Source organism: Paenarthrobacter sp. NPDC091711 (genome assembly GCF_044756605.1).
GTDB lineage: Bacteria > Actinomycetota > Actinomycetes > Actinomycetales > Micrococcaceae > Arthrobacter.
Window position 1 is genome coordinate 188,152 of sequence record NZ_JBIVTF010000002.1, and the last position, 25,083, is coordinate 213,234.

The 25,083-nt window shown below is 62.6% G+C and carries 24 protein-coding genes; 12 read left to right on the top strand and 12 right to left on the bottom strand.

Annotation, left to right across the window (positions count from 1 at the left end; all coding sequences use genetic code 11):
- Positions 1-86 precede the first annotated feature (86 nt).
- The 8 genes from ACIQH5_RS04195 to ACIQH5_RS04230 all read right to left on the bottom strand — a co-directional run bounded on the left by ACIQH5_RS04195 (position 87) and on the right by ACIQH5_RS04230 (position 6,041).
- Entirely contained in the window at positions 87-632 is a 546-nt protein-coding gene (locus ACIQH5_RS04195; RefSeq protein WP_400400533.1) for a manganese efflux pump MntP family protein, read from the bottom strand.
- Complete coding sequence (pqqE, locus tag ACIQH5_RS04200) at positions 632-1,801, bottom strand: pyrroloquinoline quinone biosynthesis protein PqqE (RefSeq protein ID WP_400400536.1); 1,170 nt, start codon at positions 1,799-1,801, stop codon at positions 632-634. Before pqqE ends, ACIQH5_RS04195 begins: the two co-directional genes overlap by 1 nt.
- Positions 1,794-2,072, bottom strand: coding sequence for a pyrroloquinoline quinone biosynthesis peptide chaperone PqqD (gene pqqD, locus ACIQH5_RS04205; protein WP_400400539.1), 279 nt, complete (start codon positions 2,070-2,072; stop codon positions 1,794-1,796). Before pqqD ends, pqqE begins: the two co-directional genes overlap by 8 nt.
- Positions 2,059-2,751, bottom strand: a complete 693-nt coding sequence (gene pqqC, locus ACIQH5_RS04210; RefSeq protein ID WP_400400542.1) for a pyrroloquinoline-quinone synthase PqqC — start codon at positions 2,749-2,751, stop codon at positions 2,059-2,061. The genes pqqD and pqqC overlap by 14 nt, the downstream gene beginning before the upstream one ends.
- 9 nt (positions 2,752-2,760) lie before the next feature.
- Positions 2,761-3,660 carry a pyrroloquinoline quinone biosynthesis protein PqqB gene (gene pqqB, locus ACIQH5_RS04215; RefSeq protein ID WP_400400545.1) on the bottom strand — a complete coding sequence of 300 codons (900 nt, stop codon included), beginning with the start codon at positions 3,658-3,660 and terminating at the stop codon, positions 2,761-2,763.
- Between the two features lie 68 nt (positions 3,661-3,728).
- Entirely contained in the window at positions 3,729-3,824 is a 96-nt protein-coding gene (gene pqqA / locus ACIQH5_RS04220; protein ID WP_159706912.1) for a pyrroloquinoline quinone precursor peptide PqqA, read from the bottom strand.
- A gap of 40 nt (positions 3,825-3,864) precedes the next feature.
- On the bottom strand, positions 3,865-5,550 hold the full coding sequence (locus ACIQH5_RS04225; protein WP_400400548.1) for a PQQ-dependent dehydrogenase, methanol/ethanol family: 1,686 nt from the start codon (positions 5,548-5,550) through the stop codon (positions 3,865-3,867).
- A 14-nt stretch (positions 5,551-5,564) separates the two neighbouring features.
- On the bottom strand, positions 5,565-6,041 hold the full coding sequence (locus ACIQH5_RS04230; protein ID WP_400400551.1) for an MSMEG_3727 family PQQ-associated protein: 477 nt from the start codon (positions 6,039-6,041) through the stop codon (positions 5,565-5,567).
- A gap of 581 nt (positions 6,042-6,622) precedes the next feature.
- Here ACIQH5_RS04230 and katG point away from each other — a divergent pair.
- The 11 genes from katG to asd all read left to right on the top strand — a co-directional run bounded on the left by katG (position 6,623) and on the right by asd (position 20,299).
- Positions 6,623-8,851 (top strand): catalase/peroxidase HPI, encoded by a 2,229-nt coding sequence (katG, locus tag ACIQH5_RS04235; protein WP_400400553.1) that lies wholly within the window; start codon positions 6,623-6,625, stop codon positions 8,849-8,851.
- Positions 8,852-9,300: 449 nt separating this feature from the next.
- On the top strand, positions 9,301-10,731 hold the full coding sequence (locus ACIQH5_RS04240; RefSeq protein ID WP_400400556.1) for a LytTR family transcriptional regulator DNA-binding domain-containing protein: 1,431 nt from the start codon (positions 9,301-9,303) through the stop codon (positions 10,729-10,731).
- 213 nt (positions 10,732-10,944) lie between these two features.
- Positions 10,945-11,916: a mycothiol synthase gene (gene mshD / locus ACIQH5_RS04245; protein WP_400400559.1), complete on the top strand. Its 972-nt coding sequence runs from the start codon at positions 10,945-10,947 to the stop codon at positions 11,914-11,916.
- 103 nt (positions 11,917-12,019) lie between these two features.
- Positions 12,020-14,269 carry an RNA degradosome polyphosphate kinase gene (locus tag ACIQH5_RS04250; protein ID WP_400400562.1) on the top strand — a complete coding sequence of 750 codons (2,250 nt, stop codon included), beginning with the start codon at positions 12,020-12,022 and terminating at the stop codon, positions 14,267-14,269.
- An 8-nt stretch (positions 14,270-14,277) separates the two neighbouring features.
- The gene (locus ACIQH5_RS04255; RefSeq protein ID WP_400400564.1) at positions 14,278-15,246 is read left to right on the top strand and encodes an NUDIX domain-containing protein; all 969 of its coding nucleotides are present in this window, start codon (positions 14,278-14,280) and stop codon (positions 15,244-15,246) included.
- A 91-nt stretch (positions 15,247-15,337) separates the two neighbouring features.
- Positions 15,338-17,005: a hypothetical protein gene (locus tag ACIQH5_RS04260; protein WP_400400567.1), complete on the top strand. Its 1,668-nt coding sequence runs from the start codon at positions 15,338-15,340 to the stop codon at positions 17,003-17,005.
- On the top strand, positions 17,002-17,394 hold the full coding sequence (locus ACIQH5_RS04265; RefSeq protein ID WP_400400570.1) for a GntR family transcriptional regulator: 393 nt from the start codon (positions 17,002-17,004) through the stop codon (positions 17,392-17,394). Before ACIQH5_RS04260 ends, ACIQH5_RS04265 begins: the two co-directional genes overlap by 4 nt.
- On the top strand, positions 17,391-18,194 hold the full coding sequence (locus tag ACIQH5_RS04270) for a thymidylate synthase (RefSeq protein ID WP_011775634.1): 804 nt from the start codon (positions 17,391-17,393) through the stop codon (positions 18,192-18,194). The genes ACIQH5_RS04265 and ACIQH5_RS04270 overlap by 4 nt, the downstream gene beginning before the upstream one ends.
- Positions 18,191-18,808, top strand: a complete 618-nt coding sequence (locus tag ACIQH5_RS04275) for a dihydrofolate reductase (protein ID WP_400400573.1) — start codon at positions 18,191-18,193, stop codon at positions 18,806-18,808. Before ACIQH5_RS04270 ends, ACIQH5_RS04275 begins: the two co-directional genes overlap by 4 nt.
- 2 nt (positions 18,809-18,810) lie before the next feature.
- Positions 18,811-19,044: an NF038396 family protein gene (locus ACIQH5_RS04280; RefSeq protein ID WP_400400576.1), complete on the top strand. Its 234-nt coding sequence runs from the start codon at positions 18,811-18,813 to the stop codon at positions 19,042-19,044.
- A 112-nt stretch (positions 19,045-19,156) separates the two neighbouring features.
- Positions 19,157-20,299, top strand: a complete 1,143-nt coding sequence (gene asd, locus ACIQH5_RS04285; RefSeq protein WP_024817628.1) for an aspartate-semialdehyde dehydrogenase — start codon at positions 19,157-19,159, stop codon at positions 20,297-20,299.
- A 109-nt stretch (positions 20,300-20,408) separates the two neighbouring features.
- Here the strand turns inward: asd and ACIQH5_RS04290 are convergent, their stop codons facing one another.
- On the bottom strand, positions 20,409-21,539 hold the full coding sequence (locus ACIQH5_RS04290) for a winged helix DNA-binding domain-containing protein (RefSeq protein WP_400400579.1): 1,131 nt from the start codon (positions 21,537-21,539) through the stop codon (positions 20,409-20,411).
- 85 nt (positions 21,540-21,624) lie between these two features.
- Between ACIQH5_RS04290 and ACIQH5_RS04295 the strand changes: the two genes are divergently transcribed.
- Positions 21,625-22,104 (top strand): hypothetical protein, encoded by a 480-nt coding sequence (locus ACIQH5_RS04295; protein ID WP_062073243.1) that lies wholly within the window; start codon positions 21,625-21,627, stop codon positions 22,102-22,104.
- Positions 22,105-22,217: 113 nt separating this feature from the next.
- Here ACIQH5_RS04295 and ACIQH5_RS04300 read toward each other — a convergent pair whose 3' ends face one another.
- Genes ACIQH5_RS04300 through ACIQH5_RS04310 form a run of 3 tightly spaced genes read right to left on the bottom strand, consistent with a single transcriptional unit; the run spans position 22,218 to position 25,081 of the window.
- Positions 22,218-23,285 (bottom strand): UDP-N-acetylmuramate dehydrogenase, encoded by a 1,068-nt coding sequence (locus ACIQH5_RS04300; protein WP_400400581.1) that lies wholly within the window; start codon positions 23,283-23,285, stop codon positions 22,218-22,220.
- 9 nt (positions 23,286-23,294) lie between these two features.
- Positions 23,295-24,647, bottom strand: a complete 1,353-nt coding sequence (locus tag ACIQH5_RS04305) for an MFS transporter (RefSeq protein ID WP_400400584.1) — start codon at positions 24,645-24,647, stop codon at positions 23,295-23,297.
- Positions 24,644-25,081, bottom strand: coding sequence for a MaoC family dehydratase (locus tag ACIQH5_RS04310; RefSeq protein WP_400400587.1), 438 nt, complete (start codon positions 25,079-25,081; stop codon positions 24,644-24,646). The genes ACIQH5_RS04305 and ACIQH5_RS04310 overlap by 4 nt, the downstream gene beginning before the upstream one ends.
- Positions 25,082-25,083 lie beyond the last annotated feature (2 nt).

Consider the following 25,083-nt stretch of genomic DNA (forward strand, 5'->3'; position numbering starts at 1 on the left):
GGCGTCCAAGGCCGTATGGGCCTCGCCGCAGTGGTAGCAGGGTGGTCGCTCAGGGCCACCGTCCACCCGTTCCAGGTTCTGGTGAGTCATGACTCCGTGTCCACACCAAACACCCACAGGCCCGCCATCACCATGAAGAGGATCCCTGTCAGCAGATCAGTACGGATGCGGGGAATGAAAGTGGCAATCGTGCGGCCAAGCTGATGCCCAACCATGGACATGACAAAGGTAGTGACAGCAAACAAGATGGGCGCAAGCCACGGTGAATAGCCTGCCAGACCGAGTGCCGCGCCGGCGGCCACGTTATCCAGGCTCAGCGGTATGGGCAGCCATCGCCTGGCCGTTTTCATATCCATATCGGCATGTTCCCGGGACCGGAGCGCCTTGATGGTTATCCATAAGCCGTAGGCCCCGATCCCGGCCGCTCCAATCATTTCAGCTGGTTCCTCCAGCTCGGCGGAAAGGTACGAACCGATCAGAATGCCCACCACCGGCGCCACACCGTCCCAAACACCGAAAATCAGGGACGTCCTCATGGAGGTACGCCACGTCGGTTTGAGTCCTCCCAGGACCAGCGAAGTCCTGAAGTTATCCAAACCCAAAGTGAATCCAAGTCCAATGAGTGCAAGCATTACGTATCCTTCAATACAGTGGACGAAATTGCCACGGGAATACCTCTCGAGGCCTTCACGCCGGTCCGGTTGGTCCGGCCCAATCGTGCTCGGGGAATCAGCGGGCCAGGCGCCGGCCTCAACGGGTGGTTTGCCGCCGCAACCGCAGCCTCAACCAGCCCATGGTCGGGAGACAAATGGCAGACGGGATCGGTCTTGGCTGCGTCACCGGTGAGGGCAAAGGCCTGGCAACGGCACCCTCCGAAATCGATCTCCTTGCGGTCACAGCTGCGGCAGGGATCAGGCATCCACGCATCGCCGCGGTACTGCTGGAACAAGGGCGATTCCTCCCAGATCCACTCCAGTGAGTGATCACGTACGTTGGCAGGGGGCAATCCGAGCCCGCGGGCCAGCTCATGGGCCGCCGGACAAGGCAGTGCCTCGCCGTTGGGTACAACTGTGAACTGGCGGCTGGCCCAGCCGTCCATGCATGGCTTGGGGTACTTGCTGTAGTAATCGGGAATGACATAGATGATCTCCATGCGGTCCCCGAGCCTGTCTCGGGCCCCGCTGACCACCACCTCCGCGCGGTCCAGTTGCTCCTGGGTGGGCAACAGCTCTGGCTGATTCGGGCCCGCCCAGCCGGCATACTGGGTGTTTGCAAGCTCAACGCGATCGGCCTCCATGGCTTCTGCCATGGCGATAATGCCGCCGATGCTGTCAATGTTCTGGCGATGAAGCACCACGTTGAGGGTCAGGGGCCACCCCAGCTCCTTCACAAGGCGAGCCGCCACCTGCTTGCGCTCGAACGAAACTGTCCCGGCGATGTGGTCTGATGCGGCTTGCTCATCGGCCTGGATGCTGAGTTGGACATGGTCCAGGCCCGCATCGCGCAACTGTTTCGCACGCCGGGTGGAAAGGCCAAGACCGCTGGTGATCAGGTTTGTGTACAGGCCAAGCCCGCTGCCGCTCTGCACCAAATCGACGATGTCATGGCGTTGCAGTGGCTCACCGCCCGAAAGGTGCAGTTGAAGAACGCCCAGCCCGGCAGCTTCGGTGAAGACCCGCTTCCACTCCTCGGTGCTCAGCTCGTCCCGGTATTCATCGAGCTGAAGCGGGTTTGAGCAGTAGCCACACTGCAGTGGACAGGCATACGTGAGTTCCGCGAGCAGTCCATAAGGCTTATCCATGGTCTATCTCCATTCCATGTTTGGTAACGAGTTCAGCCACGAAACGCCGGACGTCGTCGTCGGCAACGTATTCGAATCGACTGCGGAGCTCGCTCACGATCTCTCCGACGGTCCGTCGTGAGTCGCACAGCTCCACGATCGAGGCGCCCGTGGAATTAATGGCCCATATCGTTTCCGGCGAGAGCAGCGCGTACTCTCCACGAGCGGTGTTGAAAGCCATCCGCACGTGCGGCGCCAAGCGTGGCCGTGCGGCGTCGTCAATGGTTTCCATAACGCTGCTCCATCGCATCGAGCATGCTCCACAGCACATCGCACTTAAAGGAAAGGGCCGCCATCGCTGCTGCCTGCGTTTCCGGGGTGACGCAGTGCTCACGGACAATCTCAAGGCCGTGCTCCGAATCCTTGGGCGCCTGCGTAATACGCGCTCGAAAGTAGGCGAGGCCCTCGGGGCTGATCCAGGTGTAATGCCGTTCAAAGGCTGCGAGCCGCTCCGCCATCAGGTTGGGTGCGAACAACTCGGTCAGGGAGGAAGCCACGGCTTCGACCCAGGGCCGGGTGCGTGTAAAGGTGACGTACGCGTCCACGGCGAATCGCACTCCGGGGAGCAGATGCCTGCTGTCCTCGACTTCGTTGCGTGCCAAGCCAACAGCTTCACCAAGACGCAGCCAGGATTCGATGCCGCCGGTTCCCTCGGACGTACCGTCGTGGTCTATAACGCGTTGAACCCAACGACGCCGGACGTCACTGTCCGGACAGTTGCTGAGGATCGCCCCGTCCTTCCGAGGAATGTTCGCCTGATAGTAAAAGCGGTTTGCCACCCAGCCCCGGATTTCCTCGGGGCTGGACTGTCCCTGGTTCATCCGTTGGTGGAAGGGGTGCTCGCTGTGGTACTGCCTGGCGTGGGTGCGGAGTGCTTCCTCAAGCTCATCGGGGGTCAGTACTGCCGTCATCGGTGCTCCTTAGATTTCTAGTTCCAGCCCGTCCACTGCGACTTCCATGCCATGGCGGTCCAGGCAACGCCGCTCTGTGGAATCGTGGAGCAAGATCGGGTTGGTGTTGTTGATATGGATGTAGATCTTGCGATCAACGGCCAGCGGTGCCAGGAGCCCAAGGCTGCCGCGCGGCCCATGGATTGGTACATGGCCCATGTCACGAGAAGTCCTTGTTGACAGGCCAAGATCGGGCATTTCGTCGTCCCGCCAGAACGTGCCGTCCACCAACAAGGCGGTGGATCCGGACAATTCTCCAAGAATGTCCGGCGTCAGCTCCTGCACACACGGGAGGTAGATCAAGCTCTTCCCCGTCGTGGTGTCAGTGAACCTGTAGCCCACCACGCGACCCTCTGCGGCGGCCCCTGCAAAGCGCATCTGCTTGGAGGTGGGGACATCGAACGCGGAATACGACAACCCCTGGGCGAGCATCACCTCGCTGCCGGGGACCACTGGCACCCACTGGACCGGACAGTATGATTCGAGCGTCCGCAGCAGCCCCGTTCCAGTGGTGAGTGTCTGGTACATCGACGCCGTAGCGTGCACCTCAAGCCCGCGCCCTTCCCGCAGCAGGAGCAGGCCAACGGTATGGTCAAGCTCGGCATCAGTGAGCAGGACGGCACGCGGCCGAACCACACTTCCGTCCCCGGGATGCACGCCGGGAAAGGACTCGATGTGTGACTGTGTGTCCGGCGAGGCATTTATCAAAAACCATTGCTGCTGATCCGCGCTCACTGCGATGGATGATTGAGTGCGTGGGAGGCAAGGGCGGCTTCCAGTCCGTGCTGCACGGCACTGCGGGCAGGAACAGTTCCATTGCGGAAACCCTCCTCCGGCTGCTGACCCCAGGACCCGTACCCACATGACCATCACGCTCTTTTCTTTGTAATGCCGGTGGAGTGCCTGACCGGTCCGGCCCGACACTCCACCGGCTCCGCTTACTTGGTGGCTACGTAGGCGGTAACTTCTGCCGACACGCGGATTTCCGCGAGCGTGGGAGCTTCCCAGCTCTTCATCTTGTTTTCAACAGTCATGTTCCTTCTCCTTTCTATGGATGGGTTTGCAGGGCAGGATTTAGTCGGGCAGCGCGAAGGCAATCACGGCACTGCCGTGGCCTTGGCCAAGGAGTCCCGGAACGATGCCTTCGAGCCATCCACCCCAACCGACGGGAACCACCACGTACTGCTTGCCGTCAACGCTGTAGGTTGAGCAGCTGCTGTGGTGGCCGCTGCCGCACTGGAATTCCCAGAGCTTTTCACCGGTGCGGGCATCGAGGGCCACGAACTCACCGGTCGGGGTACCGGCGAACACCAGGTCCCCCGCCGTGGCAAGTACGGACGCTGCCATGGGGTAATCGATGCGCCAGCGCCATTTCTCTTCACCGTAGGTGTCGAATGCACTGACTGATCCGGCCATGTCATCGATGTCCACTTGAACGCCGGCACCCCAATAGGGAATGCCTTCCTTGAACTCGCGTCGCCGACGGGTGGCGGTAGCACCGACGTCGGCCACCGGCACGTAGAACAGCTCGGTCTTTTGGCTGTAGGCAGCGTGTGTCCACTCCTTCGCGCCGGCCGGGCCCGGGTAGAAGTGGACCGGTTCGCCTTCTTTGTCCGGATACTTCCGCGGCGTTACTTTCCCATCCCGGGTGATGACGCCCCAGTCGATCCGGTCCACGAAGGGAGTTACATGCTGCAGCTCGCCATTGGTCCGGTCAAGGACGAAGAAATAACCGTTCTTGTCGAAATGGCCCAGCAACTTCTTGCCATCGCGTTCAAAGAGGGTCATCTCCATGGTGGAGTCGTAGTCCCACAGATCGTGCGGAGTGAACTGGTAGTGCCATTTGATTTCCCCGGTGTCCACATCCATCGCCACCACACTGTCGGTGTAGAGGTTGTCACCTTCGCGGACCCCGCCGTCGAAGTCCGGTGCCGGGTTGCCCGTGCCTGCGTAGTACAGGTTCAGCTCCGGGTCATAAGTTCCGGTAACCCAGTGGTTTCCACCACCGCGCTGCCAGGCCTCGCCGTCGGCAGGCCAGGTTTCCGAGCCCGGCTCGCCAGGCTTGGGCACGGTGTAAGTGCGCCAGCGCTGCCCGCCGGTTTCCAGGTCCCAGCAATCGATGTGTCCACGCACACCGAACTCTCCACCGGCGCTGCCGGTGATAAGCGTGTCCTTGATGACGGTCGGAGCGATCGAGGCACTCTCGCCAGCGCGCACGTCTCCGATGGTCTTCTGCCACACCACGTCACCGTTGGTCGCGTCCAGCGCCAGCAGCTGGGCGTTCGGAGTCACAAAATAGACCCTCCCGTTAGCCACTGCGCATCCACGGTTGACGTTGCTGCAACAGAGCGAAACGTCAAACGGCACCGCGTGCTTGTAGCGCCAGAGCTCCCTGCCGGTCACCGCGTCCAAAGCCCAGAACCAGCCATCCCAGCCGGTGACGTACATGACGCCGTCAACCACCAAGGGGCAGGCCTCGAATGCGTAGGTCGAGGTCGCTGCCATCTGGCCGGAATGCCCGGCTTGGAAGATCCAGGCCGGCTTGAGCTTGCTGACATTCCCGGCATTGATCTGGTCCAGCAGGCTGTATCGCTGTCCGTCGTAAGCGCCGTAGTACGTCAGCCAGTTCTGCGATTCCGAACGCGCCTTCAGGAGGCGCTCGTAATCGACGTCGTTTGTCACCGCGGGCGCCACCCCCGGCATGCTGCTCAGCGCGCTGTGATTGATGGCTTCGCCGGCGTCCACATATTCAACAGTCATCGGTTCATTCCTTTCTATGAGCGGGGTTGTTTGGGACGATCCAGGCGGGCCTCCGGTGGCACTTCGCCCTGTACGACGATCGCGGCAGTGAGGCCGCGTCCTTCGTCGTTGCCTCCCGGCGAGCTGTACCAGTAGTAGCCCGGGCCATCCAGCCGCAGTGTTGCCCGTCCCTTGGAATGGTTCACCAGCCAAAGGAACTTTTGGTCCCCATTACTCGGCAACAGGCAGGCGTGGGTGTTCTTGTCATCGTTGATGACCGTCAGTTCCAAATCACCGCCATGCGGCAGGACGAGGATTGCCGGATCCCAGCAAACTTCGTCTTCCTTGATCCGGATGGTCGCTTCCATAGTGCCGTCGGCACGCTCCGTCGCTTCTGCGATGGAACCCGTGGCCAACACCCGACCCATGGACGCCTTGTTCTGCCCGTCCAAACCAAGCCTGGCCAGCATTTCCGACCGTTCCTCAGTAATTTGTTCGTCAGCAATCGTCACCAGACATCACCTCCTCGTGAATCACAACCGTTGAACGCGAACCTCCGGCACAGCGGGCATATTCGCAGTCCGCTCCAGAGCTCGCTCGCTCATCCGAGCCAACTGGGAGATAACCGTATGCCGCCCAAAACCACCCGGCCAGAGACAACCGCTGCACCCGCTCAACCTGCCGTTCGGCCGGCCAAAAGCCACCGTTCGCCACCAAAACCACCAGCTTTCCGAGAGTCCAAGGCGGAGGATCTCCTGAAGTGTGCCGGTGTAGCCGACGTGTGCTGCTGTGACCCTGGGTGTGCTGGTGCAACACCCGCCAAGCCGTCATTTACAGCAGCGTTCCCAACCATCCGAGGCTTCGGCCGGAAGCAGTAGCCGGTGGCTGAACGGTGGCTGGCAAAGGCTAAGCGGTGGTCTGCGGGGAAACAGCGGCAGTATCTGGCTAGGTGGCAGGAGCGGGCATACCGTTACCTCCCAGTTAGCCCGCGTGGGCGGGCAACCGTGAAAGCGCCTGCCTCGGTGCTCCGATTACCTCACCGGGCGCCCCAGTACGCACACCGGGTCTTTGAGGCTCGTTTGAAGGAGTATCCATGGCTGGAAACCCTGACGCCCACGTTGACCGCACCTACAACCAGAGCGTTGAAGCGCGCCGGGCCCCCACCAACCGGACATGTCCGGTGACGGGAGCGAACGGGCAAGGCGGTCTGCCGCGAGGCCTCGACCTGAGCGCCCTGGATCGTCCGGGGCGGGGTAGCAATCCTCTGGGCGATGATTTCGACTACGCCCGCGAATTCCTCTCCGTGGACCTCGATGCACTGGCACGCGACGTGGACGGCATCTTGACCACGTCCCAGGACTGGTGGCCCGCCGACTTCGGACACTACGGGCCTTTGATATTGCGGATGGCTTGGCACAGCGCCGGCACCTACCGCATTGGCGACGGGAGGGGCGGTGCAGGCGCGGGCATGCAGCGCTTCGCCCCGTTGAATGGTTGGCCTGATAACCGCAACCTGGATAAAGCGCGCCGGCTCCTTTGGCCCGTGAAAAGAAAGTATGGCCAACAAATCTCCTGGGCGGACCTCATGATCTTCGCGGGGAACCGGGCCTTGGAATCCATGGGTTTCGCCACGCTCGGCTTTGGAGGTGGCCGCGAGGATGCGTGGATAGCGGATCAGACATACTGGGGGCCGGAGGACAGGTGGCTCGCTGACGAACGGCACAGCGGCATCCGGGACCTCCACGAGCCCTTGGCGGCCAGCGAAATGGGACTGATATACGTAGACCCCCAGGGTCCGGCAACCGTTCCGGACCCTTTGGGTGCAGCACGCGACATCCGCCAGACCTCCCGCCGCATGGGCTTGAACGACGAGGAGACCGTTGCCCTCATTGCCGGCGGGCATACCTTCGGCAAGACCCACGGGGCGGCCGACCCTGGTTCCAACCTTGGACCCGAGCCGGATTCCGCTCCGCTCGAAAGTCAGGGCCTGGGCTGGGCCAGCCAATTCGGAGCAGGGAACAAAAGCGATACCACCACCAGCGGGCTCGAAGGAATCTGGACTCCTACTCCCACCACCTGGGACAACAGCTTCTTGGAAGTACTGTTCGGCTATGAGTGGGCCGTGTCCCTTAGTCCCGCGGGGCTCTGGCAATGGATTCCCGCCAATGGAGAAGGTGCAGGCACAGTCCCGGATGCACACGACCCTTCCAAGACACACGTACCCACTGTGCTGACCACGGACCTCGCCTTACGCGAGGATCCGGCGTACGAAGTGATTGCGCGGCAATTCCTGGAGGACCTGGACCTGTTCGCCGCTGCCTTCGCCCGAGCCTGGTTCAAACTCACGCACATAGATATGGGCCCGCGCCAGCGCTACCTCGGACCACTCGTGCCAGCTGAACCCATGATGTGGCAAGACCCGCTTCCCGAGGTGGAGCACCAACTCGTCGATGCCACCGACATCGCCTCATTGAAGAGCCGAGTGCTCGAGACGGGCCTGACGGTGAAACAACTGGTCAGCACGGCCTGGGCATCGGCTTCGACATTCCGGAACAGCGACAAGCGCGGCGGGGCGAACGGCGCTCGCATCCGGCTTGAGCCGCAGTGCAGCTGGGAGGTCAACGAGCCTGAAGAGCTAGGTGTAGTCCTCGAGGCCCTCGAACAGCTCCGTCAAGAATTCAACAACTCGCAGCACGGCGGCAAGAGAATCTCCTGCGCCGATCTGATTGTTCTTGGCGGTTGCGCAGCCGTGGAATTGGCTGCAGCGCGTGCTGGACACGACGTCGAGGTCCCGTTCCGCCCCGGGCGCACAGACGCCACCCAGGAATGGACTGATCCCGAACATTTTGCTGTGCTGGAACCGGATGCTGACGGATTCCGAAGCTATCGACGCAAAGGCAAGCTACCGCCGTCGGAAGTCCTCGTCATCGAAAAGGCAGGCCAACTGACACTGACTGTCCCCGAGATGACTGTGCTGCTGGGAGGGATGCGCGTCCTGGGCGCCAACCATGGCCAGTCACCACTGGGCGTGCTCACTTCAACGCCGGGCCGACTGACCAACCACTACTTCGTCAACCTGCTTGACATGGGGACTGTCTGGAAGCCGAAGGTGGACGAGGCCGAGGCCGTCTACGAGGGGCGGGACCGGCACAGCGGCGAGCTCAAGTGGGCTGCCGGCCGCACTGACCTGATCTTCGCCAACAACTCCGAACTCCGCGCCGTGGCAGAGGTCTACGCGGGCCTGCATTCGGAAGGAAAGTTCGTCAGCGACTTCGTCTCCGTGTGGGACAAAGTGATGTGCCTCGATCTGTTCGGCCTCTGATGAGGGCAAGGAGGCCAAACATCGGCGGTGCCGGAACGCGGCGGAATGCGGACGTTATCCCCGCGGTCCTCCACCGGATTCTGGCGGCGTGGACCTATCTGCAGCCATTGCCGCCCGCCAAGGAAAAGAGCTGTGCCCTGTGCGGTCATCGAGTGCTGGGAGACGACTCCCACACCACGGACTGGCTGCTCCTCCAACTGGGCGCAGACCCCCGATGTACCAGATGCAGTGCGCCGTAATTACGTGGATAGCCACCAGGGGCCCGGACCGCGCCGGGACAGATTTACGGAAATTCCCGCGTCAGAATTTGCCAAAAACAATCACTAAGCCCAGTGAGGCTGCTCACTTAATAAGCGACAGAGGACGCCTCGGCAGTGGCGAGGCGGTACCGGCAGAAGTTCCTTCGGTCAGCGCCCTCTCCTTCCCCAGCGACCCCAAGGAGCCCAACAATGACAAGCCCGAACGGGACCCGAACGCCTGCTGACGAGCGCACTACGCCCATATCCCGCGATGCCTTGAGCTCAGGGGTCCATGAGGCCTGGAAACGCTTCATCCAGGGCGACGACGATATCCGCGGCGTACGGCCGGAAGTAGCCATCTCCTGGCAACGTTCCCGGGACCAGTACAACATTGACCCGTTTTTGTCCGAGGTACCTGATGCGGCCGACTCCCAAATGGCGCACTCCGTAGACCAGGACGTCGTGTTCACGGAGCTCGGCTTTCACGCCGCAGCCATGACACACGAAGTGGCCAACGCGGGCGGCGTCGTAACGATCGCCGATGCCAGCGGCAGGATCCTGACGGCTTGGGGCGATAAGCACACCCGTTCGGTGGCCACCGCAGGCGGCCTCGCTCCATGGTTCTGCTGGTCCGAGGGCGCCGTGGGAACCAACAGCATGGGCACCGCCCTTGAAAACCGGCGAGCGGTCATGATCCGGCAAACGGAACATTGGTGCCAGGCCTTCCACGACTGGTCCTGCGCGGGTATCGCTGTACGGGATGTGGTGAGCAGGCAGCCGCTTGCCATCCTCAACATCTCTTGTTGGCGCGGTGACCTGCCCACGCCCGCACGGAAATGGCTGGAGAGCACTGCCGCCCATACTCAGAACAGTATGCGGCGGCATGCGCGGGACAGCGGCAGCGAAATGCTCGCCGCATTCGCTCACGCCCGGGGCCGATCCAAGGAGCCACTCGTGGCCGTCGACACCTCCGGGGCGGTGGTCATTGCCGACGACGCCGCAAGTGTGATTCTTGGGGTGCCTGGCAACACGCCCGCCGTTGATCCCGCGGTGCGTTGGACGCCTCAGCTGCCGGCAGTCATCCACGCCGCCCGGCACGCTACCAAACGGGCCACTACCGACCATGGATGGACGGGGTTCACGCAGATCTTCACCCCCCTCGCCGAGGAACCGTCCTCGATGGGAATCCGGCCCATTTTCCTCCATGGGGCTCTGATCGGACACCTCATTTCGTTCGGTGCCTTCGCTGGGGAACCTTTTTCCCAGGCCGAATCAGGTGGGGTCTTGTTGAGTCCTTCGTCCCGCCGCATAGTGGCCCTCCGGGAAGAAAACCATATGGTGCTGCTGGGTACCGCCGAGGTCACCGTGGCCGAATCCGATGGCAGCGAAGTGTGGCTTTCCACCGATGAAGGCAAGCTTCGGGCCGCGTTTTCCGGTCTGGACAGACTCGAAAAAGACCTACTGGACACCGGCAATTTCCTGCGGGTCCACCGCCAGTACCTCGTCAACGTCAGCCGTATCCGGGAGGTTGAGCGAAAGGACAAGGGCGAACTGGTGTTGATTATGGACGATCGCGCCAGCACCAAGGTTCCAGTGTCCAGACGGAACGCCCCTATGGTGCGTCGCGCTTTAAGCATTTGAGAACGTGAAAGGCCAGGATCACCACGGATCCTGGCCTTTCATTGCTTCTTGGTGGAGGACATACGGGTCGAACGTATCGAGGCCACCCCACTGGTGGATCCCCCCTGCGTTGACTTACGGACAAACCGCAAAGCCGAACGAGATAACGAGACTACCTCCCATTTGGAGGGACATCAAATCACAGGCCTTGCAGCGGGCGTATAGCCTTGCATCATGAGTCACGCGCACCCGGAAAACTGGCCCGTATTGATCATTACCGGCGCCCTGGACAGTGAGGTCCTCAGGGACGTCACCGCCCTCGCCGCTGCCGCCGGGGAGTCCGACGGGAATCCCCCGTTCTCCGAGCAGACGTTGGTCATGCTGCGCGGGGCAGACGCCGGAGAGCACTCAGTGCTGTCCTTCGTCCTGTATGCCCCGGACGAGGACTCAGATCCGGCCACAGCCGAAGACCTGGCGGGCGTCGCCGTCGTCGTCGAAAGTGGTGACGGAAGCGGCGTGCTGGAGTTGGCCGTCCACCCCAGCTACCGCAACCAGGGTGTGGCCGGGAAGCTCCTGGGAGCCTTGCAGGGCAAGCGGGGCCTCAATGGATTGAGCGCGTGGTCGCATGGCAACCACGAGGCCGCTGCCGAGCTCGCCACGCGCTTCGGTTACGGCCCTGAACGGGAACTGTGGAAGATGCGGCTGATGTCTTCCACCGCCGCACTGCCCGACGCCGGGCTCCCTGACGGTGTTTCGCTCCGCGCCTTCGTGCCGGGCCAGGACGAGCAGGCGTGGCTGGCAGCCAACAGGGCCGCGTTCTCCCACCACCCTGAACAGGGTTCCATGACCTTGGCGGATCTTGAAGCCCGCAAGGCTGAAGATTGGTTCGATCCCGAGGGCTTCCTGCTGGCCGTCAACACCGAGGGCGAGCTGTTGGGATTCCACTGGACCAAGGTCCACCCCCGGCAAGGTCCTCACCCGGCAATCGGCGAGGTCTACGTGGTGGGCGTGACTCCTGCGGCGCAGGGTTTGGGCCTGGGCAAGGCCCTTACCGTTGCGGGCATCCGGCACCTCCAGGAGCAAGGCCTGCACGCTGTGATGCTCTACGTGGACGCCGACAATGAGCCGGCAGTAGCTCTATATCAGAAACTCGGCTTTGTTCGTTGGGACACCGATGTGATGTATGGGCCTTTAACCAAAAATTAACCTGACGGGATCACTTGCCGGAAAGCGGGTGACATCTTGGATTCGAGCGCCGGAATTGCTTGTAATGTGGGAGGAAACCCCGTCCTGAGCTTAGGAGAACCCCATGCAGCCGGACCCCGTCGGCACCGCCGGATCCACCTCGAAGGGTGCAACACTGCCCCCGCGCTTCGGATCATCGGAAGTGCCGGCTTCGCGAGCCACCCAGGACCGCATCGATATTCCGGAATTCGCACCGAGCCTGGAGCCCGAAGGCGACATCTCCCCGGACCGCTTCCTGGACCGCGAACTCAGCTGGCTGGCCTTCAACTCCCGCGTGCTGGAGCTTGCTGAAGATCCTGACCTTTTCCTGCTGGAACGTGTCAGCTTCCTGTCCATCTTCGCCTCCAACCTGGACGAGTTCTTCATGGTCCGAGTGGCCGGCCTCAAGCGGCGCATCGCCACGGGTTTGGCTGTGCCCTCCCCCGCAGGCCTGAGCCCCATCGAGGTGCTGGAACAGATCAGCGAAGAGGCCCACCGGCTTCAGGAACGCCACGCCAGGGTCTTCGCTGAGCAGATCCGCCCTGCGCTGGCCTATGAGCACATCCACATCATGCACTGGAATGAACTGGATGAGGATGCCCGCCACCGGATCAGCATCATGTTCCAGGAGAAGGTCTTCCCCATCCTGACGCCGCTTGCTGTGGACCCTGCGCACCCCTTCCCCTACATCTCCGGGCTGTCCCTCAACCTCGCCGTGATCGTCAGCAACCCGATCAGCGACAAGGAACTCTTTGCCCGCGTCAAGGTGCCGGACCAGCTGCCCCGCCTCATTTCCGTGGACGGACCGCGTGCAGGTGCCATCCCTGGCCGCGTAGCCCGGTTCATCGCGCTGGAAGAAGTCATTGCCGTCCACCTGGACAAGCTCTTCCCCGGCATGGAGGTCCTGGAGCACCACACCTTCCGCGTCACGCGTAATGAGGACCTGGAAGTCGAAGAGGACGACGCCGAGAACCTCCTGCAGGCGCTGGAGAAGGAACTCCTGCGCCGGCGTTTTGGTCCGCCGGTCCGCCTCGAGGTGACCACGGACATTAACCCGAACATCAAAGCTCTGCTGATCCGCGAACTTGGTGTTGAAGAGTCTGAGGTCTATTCCGTTCCCGCGCCCTTGGATCTCCGTGGACTGTCAGCTATCAGTGCCATTGATCGCGCCGATCTGCATTACCCCAAGCATGTCCCCCACACCTCGCGGTACCTGAATGAGTCCGAGACGTCGAAGGCCGCCAACGTCTTTGCCGCCATGCGGCGCAGGGACATCTTGCTCCACCACCCGTATGATTCGTTCTCCACCTCCGTCCAGGCTTTCCTGGAGCAGGCGGCCGCGGATCCCAAGGTGCAGGCGATCAAGCAGACCCTGTACCGGACCTCGGGTGACTCCCCCATTGTTGACGCCCTCATTGATGCCGCGGAAGCAGGCAAGCAGGTTCTGGCCCTTGTTGAAATCAAAGCCCGCTTTGATGAGCAGGCCAATATCTCCTGGGCGCGAAAGCTCGAGCAAGCGGGCGTTCACGTGGTGTATGGCATCGTGGGCCTGAAGACTCACTGCAAGTTGTCCCTGGTGGTCCGACAGGAAGTGGACGGCCTCCGCCGCTACTGCCACATCGGCACCGGCAACTACCACCCGCGCACGGCTCGCTATTACGAAGACCTCGGCCTTCTCACCGCTAACGAGCAAGTGGGCGAGGACCTGTCCAAGCTGTTCAACCAGCTCTCCGGTTACGCTCCGAAATCCACGTTCAAGAGGTTGCTTGTTGCTCCGCGATCGGTGCGGGCGGGTTTGATGGACAGGATTGAAACCGAAATCCGCCATGCCCAGGCCGGCGCTCCCGGATTGGTGCAGATCAAGGTCAACTCCATGGTGGACGAAGCCATCATTGATGCCCTCTACCGGGCTTCGCAGGCCGGCGTGAAGGTTGACGTCGTGGTGCGCGGCATCTGCTCCCTGCGCCCCGGCGTCCCGGGACTCAGCGAAAACATCAGGGTCCGTTCCGTCCTGGGCCGCTTCCTTGAACACTCACGCGTCTTTGCCTTTGGCAACGGTGGCGAGCCTGTGGTCTACATCGGCTCCGCGGACATGATGCACCGCAACCTGGACCGCCGCGTGGAGGCGTTGGTTCAGCTGGCCAGCAAGGAAGACACGGCTACTGTCATGGACCTGATGCGCCGCTACGTCGACGACGGGACCGCCAGTTGGCACCTGGACAACAGCGGACACTGGACCAGGCACCATGTGGATGAGGATGGCAAGCCGTTGCTGGACATGCAGTCCTGGCTCCTGGCCTCCCGCTCACGCCAGCGTGCTGCGGCTCGGCGGTAAGGACACAGTTGAACAGCGATACCCCCGTGGCGGATCAAACAGACCACCCCGGCGAGCCGGTGGCCGTTGTGGCCGCCGGCGCCATTCCCTGGCGCATCACCAAGGGTGCCCTTGAGGTCCTCCTCATCCATCGTCCCCGTTACGACGATTGGTCATGGCCCAAAGGAAAGCTCGACGCCGGGGAAACAGTTCCCGAGTGCGCTGCCCGTGAAGTGTGGGAGGAGATAGGTCTGCAGGCCCCCCTGGGCATACCTCTTCCGGCAATTCACTATCATGTCAGTGCCGGTCTGAAGGTGGTCAGGTACTGGGCAATGAAGGTCAACGGGGCCCAGCTTCGGCCCGATGGCAAAGAAGTGGACAGCGTCATGTGGTGCAGCCCGGACCGGGCAGCGAGCTTCTTGAGCAACCCCACGGACGTGATGCCCCTCGAATTCCTGGAGAAGGCCCACGTCCGCGGCGAACTGGACACGTGGCCGCTGGTGTTGATCCGTCATGCCAAAGCAAAGCCCCGGTCTTCGTGGACCAAGGCGGAGGGTGACCGACCGCTGGCTGCCACAGGCCAGCGCCAGGCAGTGGCGGTGCAGCGCCTCTTGGAGGTGTGGAAACCTCAACGTGTCGTGACCAGCCCGTGGGCCCGCTGCGTAGCGACCATTGCCCCCTACGCCAAGGCGAGCGGGGCCAAGGTGAAACTGGTGGAGGCCCTCACGGAACACCACCATCAACGCTCCCCCAAGAAAACTGCTGCGGCCGTTGAGGCTTTGTTCGACAAGCAGGTGCCCATTGCCGTATGCACTCACCGCCCGGCCTTGCCCACGGCGTTGAAGCAGCTGGGCCAGCACATGTCGCAGGCCCTGCGTGCACTCCTTCCCACGACGGATCCCTTTCTTTCTCCCGGCGAGGTGATTGTGTGCCAGGTGGCCCGGGGATCCGAGCGGAAGATCGTGTCCGTTGAACAGGTCAAGCCCTTCGACGACTAGCCGTTAAGCGTCATTGCCCCCCCGGGACTTTGTATCAAATGCTTGATACATTGAATGAAGCATTTGATACCAAGACTTGGGGGTCTTTGACGTGCTTTTCAGCCTGCCGCCGCTGTTTTTCCTGGGACCGGTAGTCGGTGCCATCATCGTGTACCTGTTCCTGAGGATGCAGGTCTGGTCCAAGCCGGATGCCCAGTCCGCGGCCTCCCACGGACTCTGGGTAGGAATCATTGGTTGGATGGCCAGTTCCTTACAGGGTGCCATGAGCGCCGGAATCATCCGTGCTAGTCCCTTGGGATCAAGCGCTCCCGCAACTCCGGAGCAGATAGCCAGCGCGCTTGCATGGCCGATTCTTGCCTGCCTTACCGTCCACGCACTCGGTCAACTGAGTTACCCCGCGCCCAAGGCACCACGCCGGTACGCCGAACTCAAGATCCGAAGAATCCGGGACTTTCTTCCCCGCAAGCTTGCCTGGACCACGGCAGCCATCTTCGGGTACGCAGCTTTGGCCATTGCTTGGATCGCAGCGCTGCCCGCGCACACGTCTGTCCCGCCGGCCCCGCCTGCACCGCTGCCGCCCCCGGGCCTGGAGCCTCCCATGGACAACGGTTACTCGGGCCAAGGTCAGGACGGCCGGATTCCGGGCTCGGAACTGGCGCTTTGGCTCGGCGGGGCCTTGGTCGTCCTGGCCGCAGGAACGTTGTTGGTTCTCCTCCTGATCGCCCGCCGTCGCCAATTGGAAACGCTCGACGGCGACGACAACCGAACGCTTCGGACCATCGCCACCAACAGGTTGCTAAGGACTGTGGCCACCATCGCTGCCGGACTGGCCACCATCGCCGGGAACTTCGCGGCACAACCAGCCCCCGGAGCTTTGTGGCAGTCGTCCTGGTTCAACGTGCTGGGGCTGATCAACATGGGAGTTCTCGCGGCAATGTGGTGGTGGCGGGTGCCTGAACTTCCCTCGATCCTCAAAGCCCCTCAAGTCACGAGCGCAAAAACACTTCGTTCTGATCCTCTAACCCACGGAGCTGCCCGGCTCAGTATCTCCCTCGGTGCAGTGTTGGGCTTAGTGGGCGGCCTTGCACTTGTGGCAGGCGTTGTAGCGATCCTGGTGGCCACACGCCCCCTTGATCCGCAAGCTTTTCCCATCGTGACCGCCCTGGCCGCTGCCGCCCTCTTGATAGCTATTACGGCCGGCGAGGTGCTGATGGGTCGAAATTACGGCCAACCCGAAGCCAAGGTCCATTGGCCGCAGCGGCCTGTTTCGCGAGGACTGCTCTCCTTCGCGATCGGAAGCACCGTGATTCTTGCCGTCGCCGTGGCGTTCGCCGTGGCTGCGGAGGAACAGCCCTTCGCACCCAAGACCTGGCCGGCTGCCCTTCTCCTCACCGCTGTAGTTGCCGCAACAGGTGCGGCGGCCATCATTGCCGTGCGCCGCCGTCGCGGTATTCCGGAAAGTGAGGGCGAGGCCGGCCTGGACGCGGCCTTGAGGGCCATCAGCATGTACCGCATTGTGAGGACCCTGTCCGCTTACTGCCTGGGGCAGGCGGCGGCGCTGCTGATGATCACCGGCGACGCTTGGTACAGCGTGTTTTCACCCGGCAACGGTGAATATCCCTTGGCACCCAGCCCGGCTATTACCGTTGGCATGGTCCTGGCTGCCATCGCCGTGATCGTTGCAGTGGTTCTGGTCCGCAGCCTACTCGGCACTATCCCCCGCGGTGAGCCCGCCAGCCATGGGGAACGAGCCCAATGACAGCCGGAATCACTGTGGATCTCGCAGATCCCGTCCCGCCCTACGAGCAGATCCGCAGGCAACTCAGCTCACTGATAGCAGTCGGCATCCTGGAACCCGGAAGCCGCCTGCCCACAGTCCGCAGCCTGGCCGCCGACCTGGGCATCGCCGCGGGCACCGTGGCACGCGCCTATAAGGAACTCGAGCAGTCCGGGCTGATCGAATCACGACGACGGAACGGGACCATCGTCGTCGGGCCGCCCCGGGTGCCACACGGCACGGCGGGTGGAGATGCGGCGGTGATGGCCGCCGTCGACGCTTTGATCCGGACAGCGCGCGACGCGGGCGTGAGTGATGAAACGCTCATAGATCTGCTTCGTGGCCAGCTGGCCAGTAAGCTGGACTCGTGAGCATCCCCACCCCTTATGAAGACCTCCTGCGCGATGTCATGGCCAACGGCACGCACAAGTCGGACCGCACCGGAACCGGAACGCGCAGCGTTTTTGGCCGCCAGTTGAGGTTCGATCTTGCCGAGAGCTTCCCGCTGATCACCACCAAGCGGGTGCACTTCAAGTCCGTTGCTGTGGAGCTCCTGTGGTTCCTGCGCGGCGATTCAAACGTGAAGTGGATGCAGGACCAAGGCGTCTCCATCTGGGACGAATGGGCGGATGCGGACGGCGAACTAGGGCCCGTATACGGCGTGCAGTGGCGCAGCTGGCCCACTCCCGACGGCGGGCACATCGACCAGATCTCCGAGCTCATGACCAACCTGGCCGCCAACCCGGATTCCCGGCGCCACATTGTGTCCGCGTGGAATGTTTCCGAACTCAAGGACATGGCGCTGCCGCCCTGCCACGCGTTCTTCCAGTTCTATGTGGCTGACGGCAAACTGTCCTGCCAGCTGTACCAGCGCTCTGCTGACACGTTCTTGGGCGTCCCCTTCAACATTGCCTCCTACGCCCTGTTGACCCGCATGGTGGCGCAGCAGCTTGGGCTTGAGCCGGGCGAATTCGTCTGGACCGGCGGAGATGTCCACGTCTATGACAACCACGTGGATCAGGTTGCCGAGCAGCTCAGCCGCGAGCCCTACGAGTACCCGCAGCTGAAGATCCTCCGCAAGCCGGACTCCATCTTCGACTACACCCTGGATGACTTTGAGGTTGTGGACTACCGTCACCACCCCACCATCAAGGCGCCGATCGCGGTATGAGTACGTCATCTTCAGAGGTTCCGCCCCAACTCCCCGGTGTCATCTTCACCCAGGAAACCGCCTCGCGTATGACGGGCATCGGACTGGTGTGGGCCCAAACCACATCCGGCGTGATCGGCAAGGACGGCACCATGCCGTGGCACCTGCCCGAGGATCTTAAGCACTTCAGTCAGCTCACCACCGGGCATCCCGTCATCATGGGCCGCAAGACGTGGCTGTCATTCCCCGAAAAGTACCGTCCGCTTCCGGGCCGCACCAACATTGTGGTGACCCGTAACGCTGAGTGGGCTTCCACGCCCGAGGCCGAGGGCGCCGTCGTGGTTTCCTCCCTTGATGCAGCCCTGCTGGAATCGCAGTTCGCGCCCGGTGGCCAAAAAGTGTGGATCATCGGTGGCGGCGAAATCTTTGAACAATCCATGGGCATCGCCAACCTGGCGGTCATCACCATCATCGACGCCGAGTTGGACGGTGACACCTATGCCCCCGAGCTCGGTGACGACTGGACCTTCGACGCCGTAGCCCCGTCCGAAGGCTGGCTCACCGCCAAAAACGGCACCAATTACCGGTTCACCACATGGCGCCGGAACGCAAGCCAGGAAAACCAGGAAGACTAAGCATGCTGAAAAAACCTGAAACCCTGTTCGTGCTGGGCTACATGCTCCTGCCGCTCTTCGCACTGATCTCCGCCATTGTGGGACTCACCATGATCCTGGGCGGCAACAAGATAGCCGGGATCATCGTGCTGATCGTCGTCACCCAGGTGTTTACGTTTGGTGCGTTCTTTGCCCTCCGCAAACGCAAGGCTGTCCTCCTGCAGGACCACTCAAATGAACAAGCCAACAGCCTCTAAAACCGCTGCTCCTTGTCAGCTTGCTCCACCGCGAGGCACGTCCCGTCGTCGTGCAGTGCGAGCGTGACGTAACCAACAGCGGCACAGTGCTGCGAAAGTTTAGACTTGGTCAATGACTACAGCAGCTAATCCGTCCGTTGGACTGGTCGGTTGGCGTGGCATGGTCGGCTCGGTCCTGATGCAGCGCATGCAGGACGAGAACGACTTCGCCAACATCAACCCGGTATTTTTCTCCACCTCGAACGCAGGAGGTGCCGCCCCGTCCTTCGCTGAGGGGGCAGGCAAGCTCGAGGATGCGTTCGACATTGAGACGCTGGCCAAGCTGCCCATTATTGTCACCGCCCAAGGTGGCGACTACACCAAGCAAGTCCACGGCGAGCTCCGCAACCGCGGCTGGGATGGCCTGTGGATTGACGCTGCGTCCACCCTGCGCATGAACGACGACTCGATCATCGTGCTGGACCCCATCAACCGCGACGTCATCGACGCCGGCCTGTCCGGGGGCGTGAAGGACTTCATCGGCGGCAACTGTACGGTTTCCTGCATGCTGATGGGCCTCGGCGGCTTGTTCAAGAACAACCTGGTGGAGTGGGGCACGTCCATGACCTACCAGGCTGCCTCCGGTGGCGGCGCACGGCACATGCGTGAACTCCTCAACCAGTTCGGCACCCTCAACAACGAGGTCAGCAGTGAACTGGACGATCCTGCTTCGGCCATCCTCGAAATCGACCACAAGGTTCTCGCCGCACAGCGCACCGGCGTTGACGCCACCCAGTTCGGCGTGCCGCTGGCCGGCTCCCTCATTCCGTGGATCGATGCCGACCTCGGCAACGGCCAGTCCAAGGAAGAGTGGAAAGCCGGAGTGGAAACCAACAAAATCCTCGGCACCGGCAACGGCACCGCTGGCAAGGACCACATCGCCATGGACGGCCTGTGCATCCGCATCGGTGCCATGCGCTCACACTCCCAGGCCCTCACGCTCAAACTCCGCGAAGACCTGTCCGTGACGGAAATCGAGAACCTCCTGGCCAAGGACAACGAATGGGCCAAGGTTGTTCCCAACACCAAGGAAGCCTCCATGGCTGACCTGACCCCCGTGGCCGCCTCCGGCACACTGGACATCCCCGTGGGCCGTATCCGCAAGCTCGAAATGGGCCCGGAATACATCAGCGCCTTCACCGTGGGAGACCAGCTCCTCTGGGGTGCAGCCGAGCCGCTCCGCCGCATGCTCAACATTGTGACGGGCAAGCTCTAGTCCCCCCAGGCTGAGTTCACCAGGCTGAGTTCGTCTTCAACCCGCTCTTCCGTTGCTGCCCGGCAACGGAAGAGCGGGTTTTCGACGTCTTAGGGGCTCAACCGCCGGCTCAGCCCGCCATGAACTTCAGGTAGGCACGGCCCTGGGCCTGGAACGCACGCTCAGCTGCCGGACCCAGTTCCCCCGCGAACGGCTCCGGCAGGACCCCTGTGGACTTGCCGCCGACAGTCCTGGCCCACGTTCCCACCACTTCGCCGCCGGACACCATGATTCGTTTGAACACCCCGTTCCTGCCCGGCACCACCAACTCCGCGTACTCAGGAGCCAGCACCAGGCTTCGGTCCTGGTAGCCGAGAAGGTATTCGTCGAACCCCGGGAGCGCCAGCAACGAGCGTGAGCCGGGGACGCCGTCGTCGAGCATTGCCGCTGTCTCCGGTGAGAGCCAATAACTACTGCCGCCGAACTGCAGCTCAACCAAGCGGTCCTGCACCTCGTTGAGGGCAGCCCGGGCCTCGGTGAGGGGAACCTGGCTCCACCAGGCAAAATCCTTGATGGTGGCAGGGCCGTGGCTCCGGACGTATCGGAACAGCAGCTCGGCAATCCCCTCTTGGCGATCCAGCTCCCTCGAGTCCGGAATCCACTCGTCGAACGGCACGAACAGCTGCTGCACACCCACTTTGCCGTTAGTCCCTGCCATGGGCCCTTGTACCAGCCATGCGCGCTGGCACAGACTCCCCAACAAGTGGATGCCCCGCTGGGCTTTGGTGATTTGTCCAGCGTCCTCGAAAGCTTGGAACAGCTGCTCACGGCTGGCTCCTGGCGCACCCCCTGCTTTGAGGGCCTCAGCGGTTTTGAAGGCGATGTCCCTGCAATGGTTGATGTCCTCGGACGTGATGCCGAGTTCACGGTGACGCCCAGCCACGGACTTCATCAGTCGGCCACTGGTGATGCCCAGAATCCACTGGAGGTCTTCGGGGGCCACTAAGTGGAGCGTCCCGCGCATGGGCCACGAACGGACTACTGTGCCGGCGTCGAGGGCTGCGCGAACGTCCGACGCAGCCGTTCCAGGTACCCGCTGCCCAACGGCCCACAAGGCTGAACCCAAGTCCTGGGCCTGCATGCACGTCATCCACCGGACCGCGTCCGGCACCGTGGGAAAACCTCCGCCCAACAGGCCTTGGCTGACAAGCCGCAAACGGCCCATGACGCGGGGAGTGGGAGTGGTTCTCTCGGCAGGCATGCTTCATCCTAAAAGGACCGCCCAGCACAGGGAACCTTGCAACGCCTCCCAGCCGTCACCCAGCAGCAGATCCTAGGATGGGTTCATGCTTTTTGGTGATCTTGCTCCGTTCGTGCGGCCGATGAGCCGGTGGTTGGCTACCGCCGGCTGGTTCTGCACGCTCGCCGGGCTTGCCGCCGGGTTGATAGTGGCGGTGGGGACAGGTGTGAGTCTCTCCCCTGCAATGCAGGCAATCCAGACAGTCAGCCTGGTGGCGACTGCGGCCGCCGCGGTTCTCATCGGAACCGCTGCCGCCACCCAGCCCGTAGCCGACCGCGACGACGACGCCCCCGAGCCCTGGTTCTACCCGGCAGCCGCGGCGCAGGTCCGCAGTTTCCTTCTCGGAGCGATCGTCCTGCTCCTGGGCTTGGTCGGTTTCGCCACAGCCGGGCTGTTCATGCCCAGCGGACCGTCCCCGCAGAGCATCGCGTTCAGCCAAATCTTCCTGCTGGGCGCAGTCAGCTGCGGGCTCACGTTCCTGCTCCTCAACAAGGTCCTGCCGATCGCGGAGCGGCGCACGCGCTGAGTTTGCGCCTTTGGGCACGTCCGCCGAGGGGCGACATCTCGGCCGAAACCCACGCCCAAAGCCCCGAGAGCTAACCCCTCACGAGGGGTTGGAGGCGCACGCGCTAAGTTTGGCTAGAGGCTAACGCCGATCAGCAAGGGTTCCGGGTGCAGTTCAATGCCAAAACGCTCGACGACGCCGGCACGCACCTCGCGCGCGATGGCCACCATGTCCGCGGCCGAGGCTGATCCCCTGTTGGTGATGGCGAGCGTGTGCTTGGTGGAGAGGGATGCCCGGCCACCGGAAACGCTCGACTCTTCCAAGCCAAAACCTTTGGCGAATCCAGCTTGGTCGATCAACCAGGCAGCGGAAAGCTTCACCAGTCCGTCCGTGCCGGCAGGATACCGGGGTGCGTTTTCCGGCAGGGCTGCAGCGAGCTCCGCGGGCACCATCGGGTTGGTAAAGAAGGAGCCCGTGGAATAGGTGTCTCGATCTGCAGCGTCCAGGACCATGCCTTTGGACGCGCGCAGCCGGAGGACTTCCCGGCGGACATCATTGGAGTAGGCCCGTTTTCCGGCCTCCACACCCAGGACGCGGGCCAGCTCGGCGTAACGGATGGGCGCACTCATCCGGCCCAGCGGCAACTGAAACTCGACCGTCAGGACAACGTATCTGGGCGAGCCCTCAACGGTGGTCTGCTTCAGGATCGAATCGCGATAGCCGAACTTGAGCTCGGAGTTGGTAAAGGTCTGCACTGCGTTGCGCTCACGGTCCCACGTCCTCACGGCCGCAATGGTCTGTGAAACGTCTGCGCCGTAGGCTCCAACATTCTGCACAGGAGTGGCGCCCGTGGCACCTGGAATCCCGGACAACGCCTCCAGGCCGGACCACGCGTGCAGCACAGAGTGTTCCACGAGCGCGTCCCAGTTATGGCCGGCCTGAACCACCACAGACACTCCCCCGCAGCTGTCCTCGGAGTTCACCGTGAATCCCTCGGAAGCGATCTTCAGGACGGTTCCGGGGTAGCCTTCGTCGGCGACCAGCAGGTTGGAGCCACCGCCGATGATCAGGATTTTTTCACCTGCAGCGTCGGCAGACCTGACGGCGTCGATAATCGCGGCCTCGGTGCGGGCCTCAACATAATTGCCCGCGGGGCCGCCGACGGCAGCAGTGGTCAGTTCAGAAAGCAGCGTTTGGGTCACCAATCAAGCCTAACGGGCTTCCTGGGGGTGCACGGACTTCGCCGCCTTTTGGCCAGCCAAGGGTGCCAGGAAGAAGCTGACCACCAGCAATACCAAGGGCGCCAACAGGGAATGCAAGATGCCGAAGTGTTCAGCCAGGAGACCCAGCAGCGGAGGGCCGCAGAGGAAAGCTCCATAGCCGATAGTGGAGACCACCGACACACGGGCTGCCGCGTGAACCGGGTCATCGGCAGCTGCGGACATTCCCACAGGGAACCCGAGAGAGGCGCCAAGGCCCCAGACCGCCAGCGCCACGAACGCGAGCCACGGAACCGGGGAAAATACGAAAAGTGACAGACCCACGACGGCGGTGGCAGAGCACCAGCGCATCACCACCACACGTCCAAAACGGTCCAGGATGACTGTGCCTGCGAAACGGCCAATGGTCATGAACGTCACGAAGAGCCCATAGCCTACAGCGCCCGCGGCATCGGACTGCCCGTAGCCATCGGCCAGTGCCAGAGCCACCCAGTCCCCCGCAGCTCCTTCGGCCAATGCCAGGCCGAGAACCAGGACACCAATCAGCAGAGTTCGGCGGTCACGCCAAGCAAGGGCTACGAGCCGCTTGTTGTCCAGCGGAGCGGCAGTCTTCCGGGCAGCGGGCTGAGGGCCGTCCAACTCACCAGAGATGAGGGGCAGCGGGCCGGTGGAGGGATCCTGGAAAGTGTCGGTTTCTTCGTGGCGGTACGTCTGCGTAGCTGCAGCGGTTCTTTCCGCACGGAACCAGAAGGTGGCGGTAACCACCGTGGATGTCACAACCACGCCCGAAGCCAGAAAATGCCAGAACACCGGCATATGGATGGCAGCTGCCCAGGCGCCAAAGCCCGCGGCCGCCACGGTTCCGAGGCTGAAGGCTCCATGCAGGTGAGGCATGATGTGCCGCTGCAACTCACGTTCCAGGGAGGCCCCTTCCACGTTGGATGCGGTATTCCAACTGGCTGTACCCAGGCCCAGAATTCCCAATCCTGCGGCCACCACCAGTGGACTGCCGGCGATGGAGGTACCAATACCCACGGTGATAAGACCTGCACCCACCATGCTGCTGCCGATCCTCGTGGTCAGCTTGGGGCCGAGCCGCAGCACAATAAGTCCGGAGGCCGAGATCGAAATGAACGACGCCACGGTCATGCACATGAGCAAGAGGCCGATGCCACCTGGCGTGAGATTCAGTCCGTCGCGAATGGCGGGGAGTCGGGAAACCCATGTAGCGAAGGCGATGCCGCTGGCCGCGTAGGAGGCAAGAACAGCGGCACGCCACCGCGACAATTCAGTCGGAGTGGCGCGCCGTTTGCTGCGATGTTCAGAGGTGTTCGGTCGGTTCAAGAGACCTTCACAACCGCCTGCGACTTCATGAGGACTTTCTGTCCACCGGCCACGACGGTGAGGTCGACGCGCGCGGTGCGGGCATCGGCGTCGAGCGCTCCCACCACTCCGGTGACGTCGATGACCGCGCCGGCCTGATCGGTGCCTGTGGTGTCAGTGACGAGGACGGGCTTGGTAAAGCGGGTTTGGTAGTCGACGACGGCGGCGGGGTCGCCGGCCCAGTCGCTCACCAGTTGTACTGCCGCACCCATGGTGAACATGCCGTGCGCAATGACGCCCGGCAGTTCCACGGAGGTTGCGAATGCTTCGTTCCAGTGGATCGGGTTGAAGTCGCCCGAGGCCCCTGCGTATTTGACCAGGTCCTGCCGGGTGACCTCAATGCTGCGCGTGCCGATTTCCTGGCCGACCGTCAGTTCTTCGAATGTAGGGCTCATGG

Coding starts and splice junctions, on each gene's coding strand:
- mshD (WP_400400559.1), top strand. CDS start 10,945: ATGAGTCACGCGCACCCGGAAAACTGGCCCGTATTGATCATTACCGGC.
- ACIQH5_RS04225 (WP_400400548.1), bottom strand. CDS start 5,550: ATGACTGTTGAATATGTGGACGCCGGCGAAGCCATCAATCACAGCGCG.
- ACIQH5_RS04250 (WP_400400562.1), top strand. CDS start 12,020: ATGCAGCCGGACCCCGTCGGCACCGCCGGATCCACCTCGAAGGGTGCA.
- pqqD (WP_400400539.1), bottom strand. CDS start 2,072: ATGGAAACCATTGACGACGCCGCACGGCCACGCTTGGCGCCGCACGTG.
- pqqE (WP_400400536.1), bottom strand. CDS start 1,801: ATGGATAAGCCTTATGGACTGCTCGCGGAACTCACGTATGCCTGTCCA.
- ACIQH5_RS04280 (WP_400400576.1), top strand. CDS start 18,811: ATGCTGAAAAAACCTGAAACCCTGTTCGTGCTGGGCTACATGCTCCTG.
- asd (WP_024817628.1), top strand. CDS start 19,157: ATGACTACAGCAGCTAATCCGTCCGTTGGACTGGTCGGTTGGCGTGGC.
- pqqA (WP_159706912.1), bottom strand. CDS start 3,824: ATGACTGTTGAAAACAAGATGAAGAGCTGGGAAGCTCCCACGCTCGCG.
- ACIQH5_RS04295 (WP_062073243.1), top strand. CDS start 21,625: ATGCTTTTTGGTGATCTTGCTCCGTTCGTGCGGCCGATGAGCCGGTGG.
- ACIQH5_RS04275 (WP_400400573.1), top strand. CDS start 18,191: ATGAGTACGTCATCTTCAGAGGTTCCGCCCCAACTCCCCGGTGTCATC.
- pqqB (WP_400400545.1), bottom strand. CDS start 3,660: ATGGTCATGTGGGTACGGGTCCTGGGGTCAGCAGCCGGAGGAGGGTTT.
- ACIQH5_RS04290 (WP_400400579.1), bottom strand. CDS start 21,539: ATGCCTGCCGAGAGAACCACTCCCACTCCCCGCGTCATGGGCCGTTTG.
- ACIQH5_RS04265 (WP_400400570.1), top strand. CDS start 17,002: ATGACAGCCGGAATCACTGTGGATCTCGCAGATCCCGTCCCGCCCTAC.
- ACIQH5_RS04240 (WP_400400556.1), top strand. CDS start 9,301: ATGACAAGCCCGAACGGGACCCGAACGCCTGCTGACGAGCGCACTACG.
- ACIQH5_RS04310 (WP_400400587.1), bottom strand. CDS start 25,081: ATGAGCCCTACATTCGAAGAACTGACGGTCGGCCAGGAAATCGGCACG.
- pqqC (WP_400400542.1), bottom strand. CDS start 2,751: ATGACGGCAGTACTGACCCCCGATGAGCTTGAGGAAGCACTCCGCACC.
- ACIQH5_RS04195 (WP_400400533.1), bottom strand. CDS start 632: ATGCTTGCACTCATTGGACTTGGATTCACTTTGGGTTTGGATAACTTC.
- katG (WP_400400553.1), top strand. CDS start 6,623: ATGGCTGGAAACCCTGACGCCCACGTTGACCGCACCTACAACCAGAGC.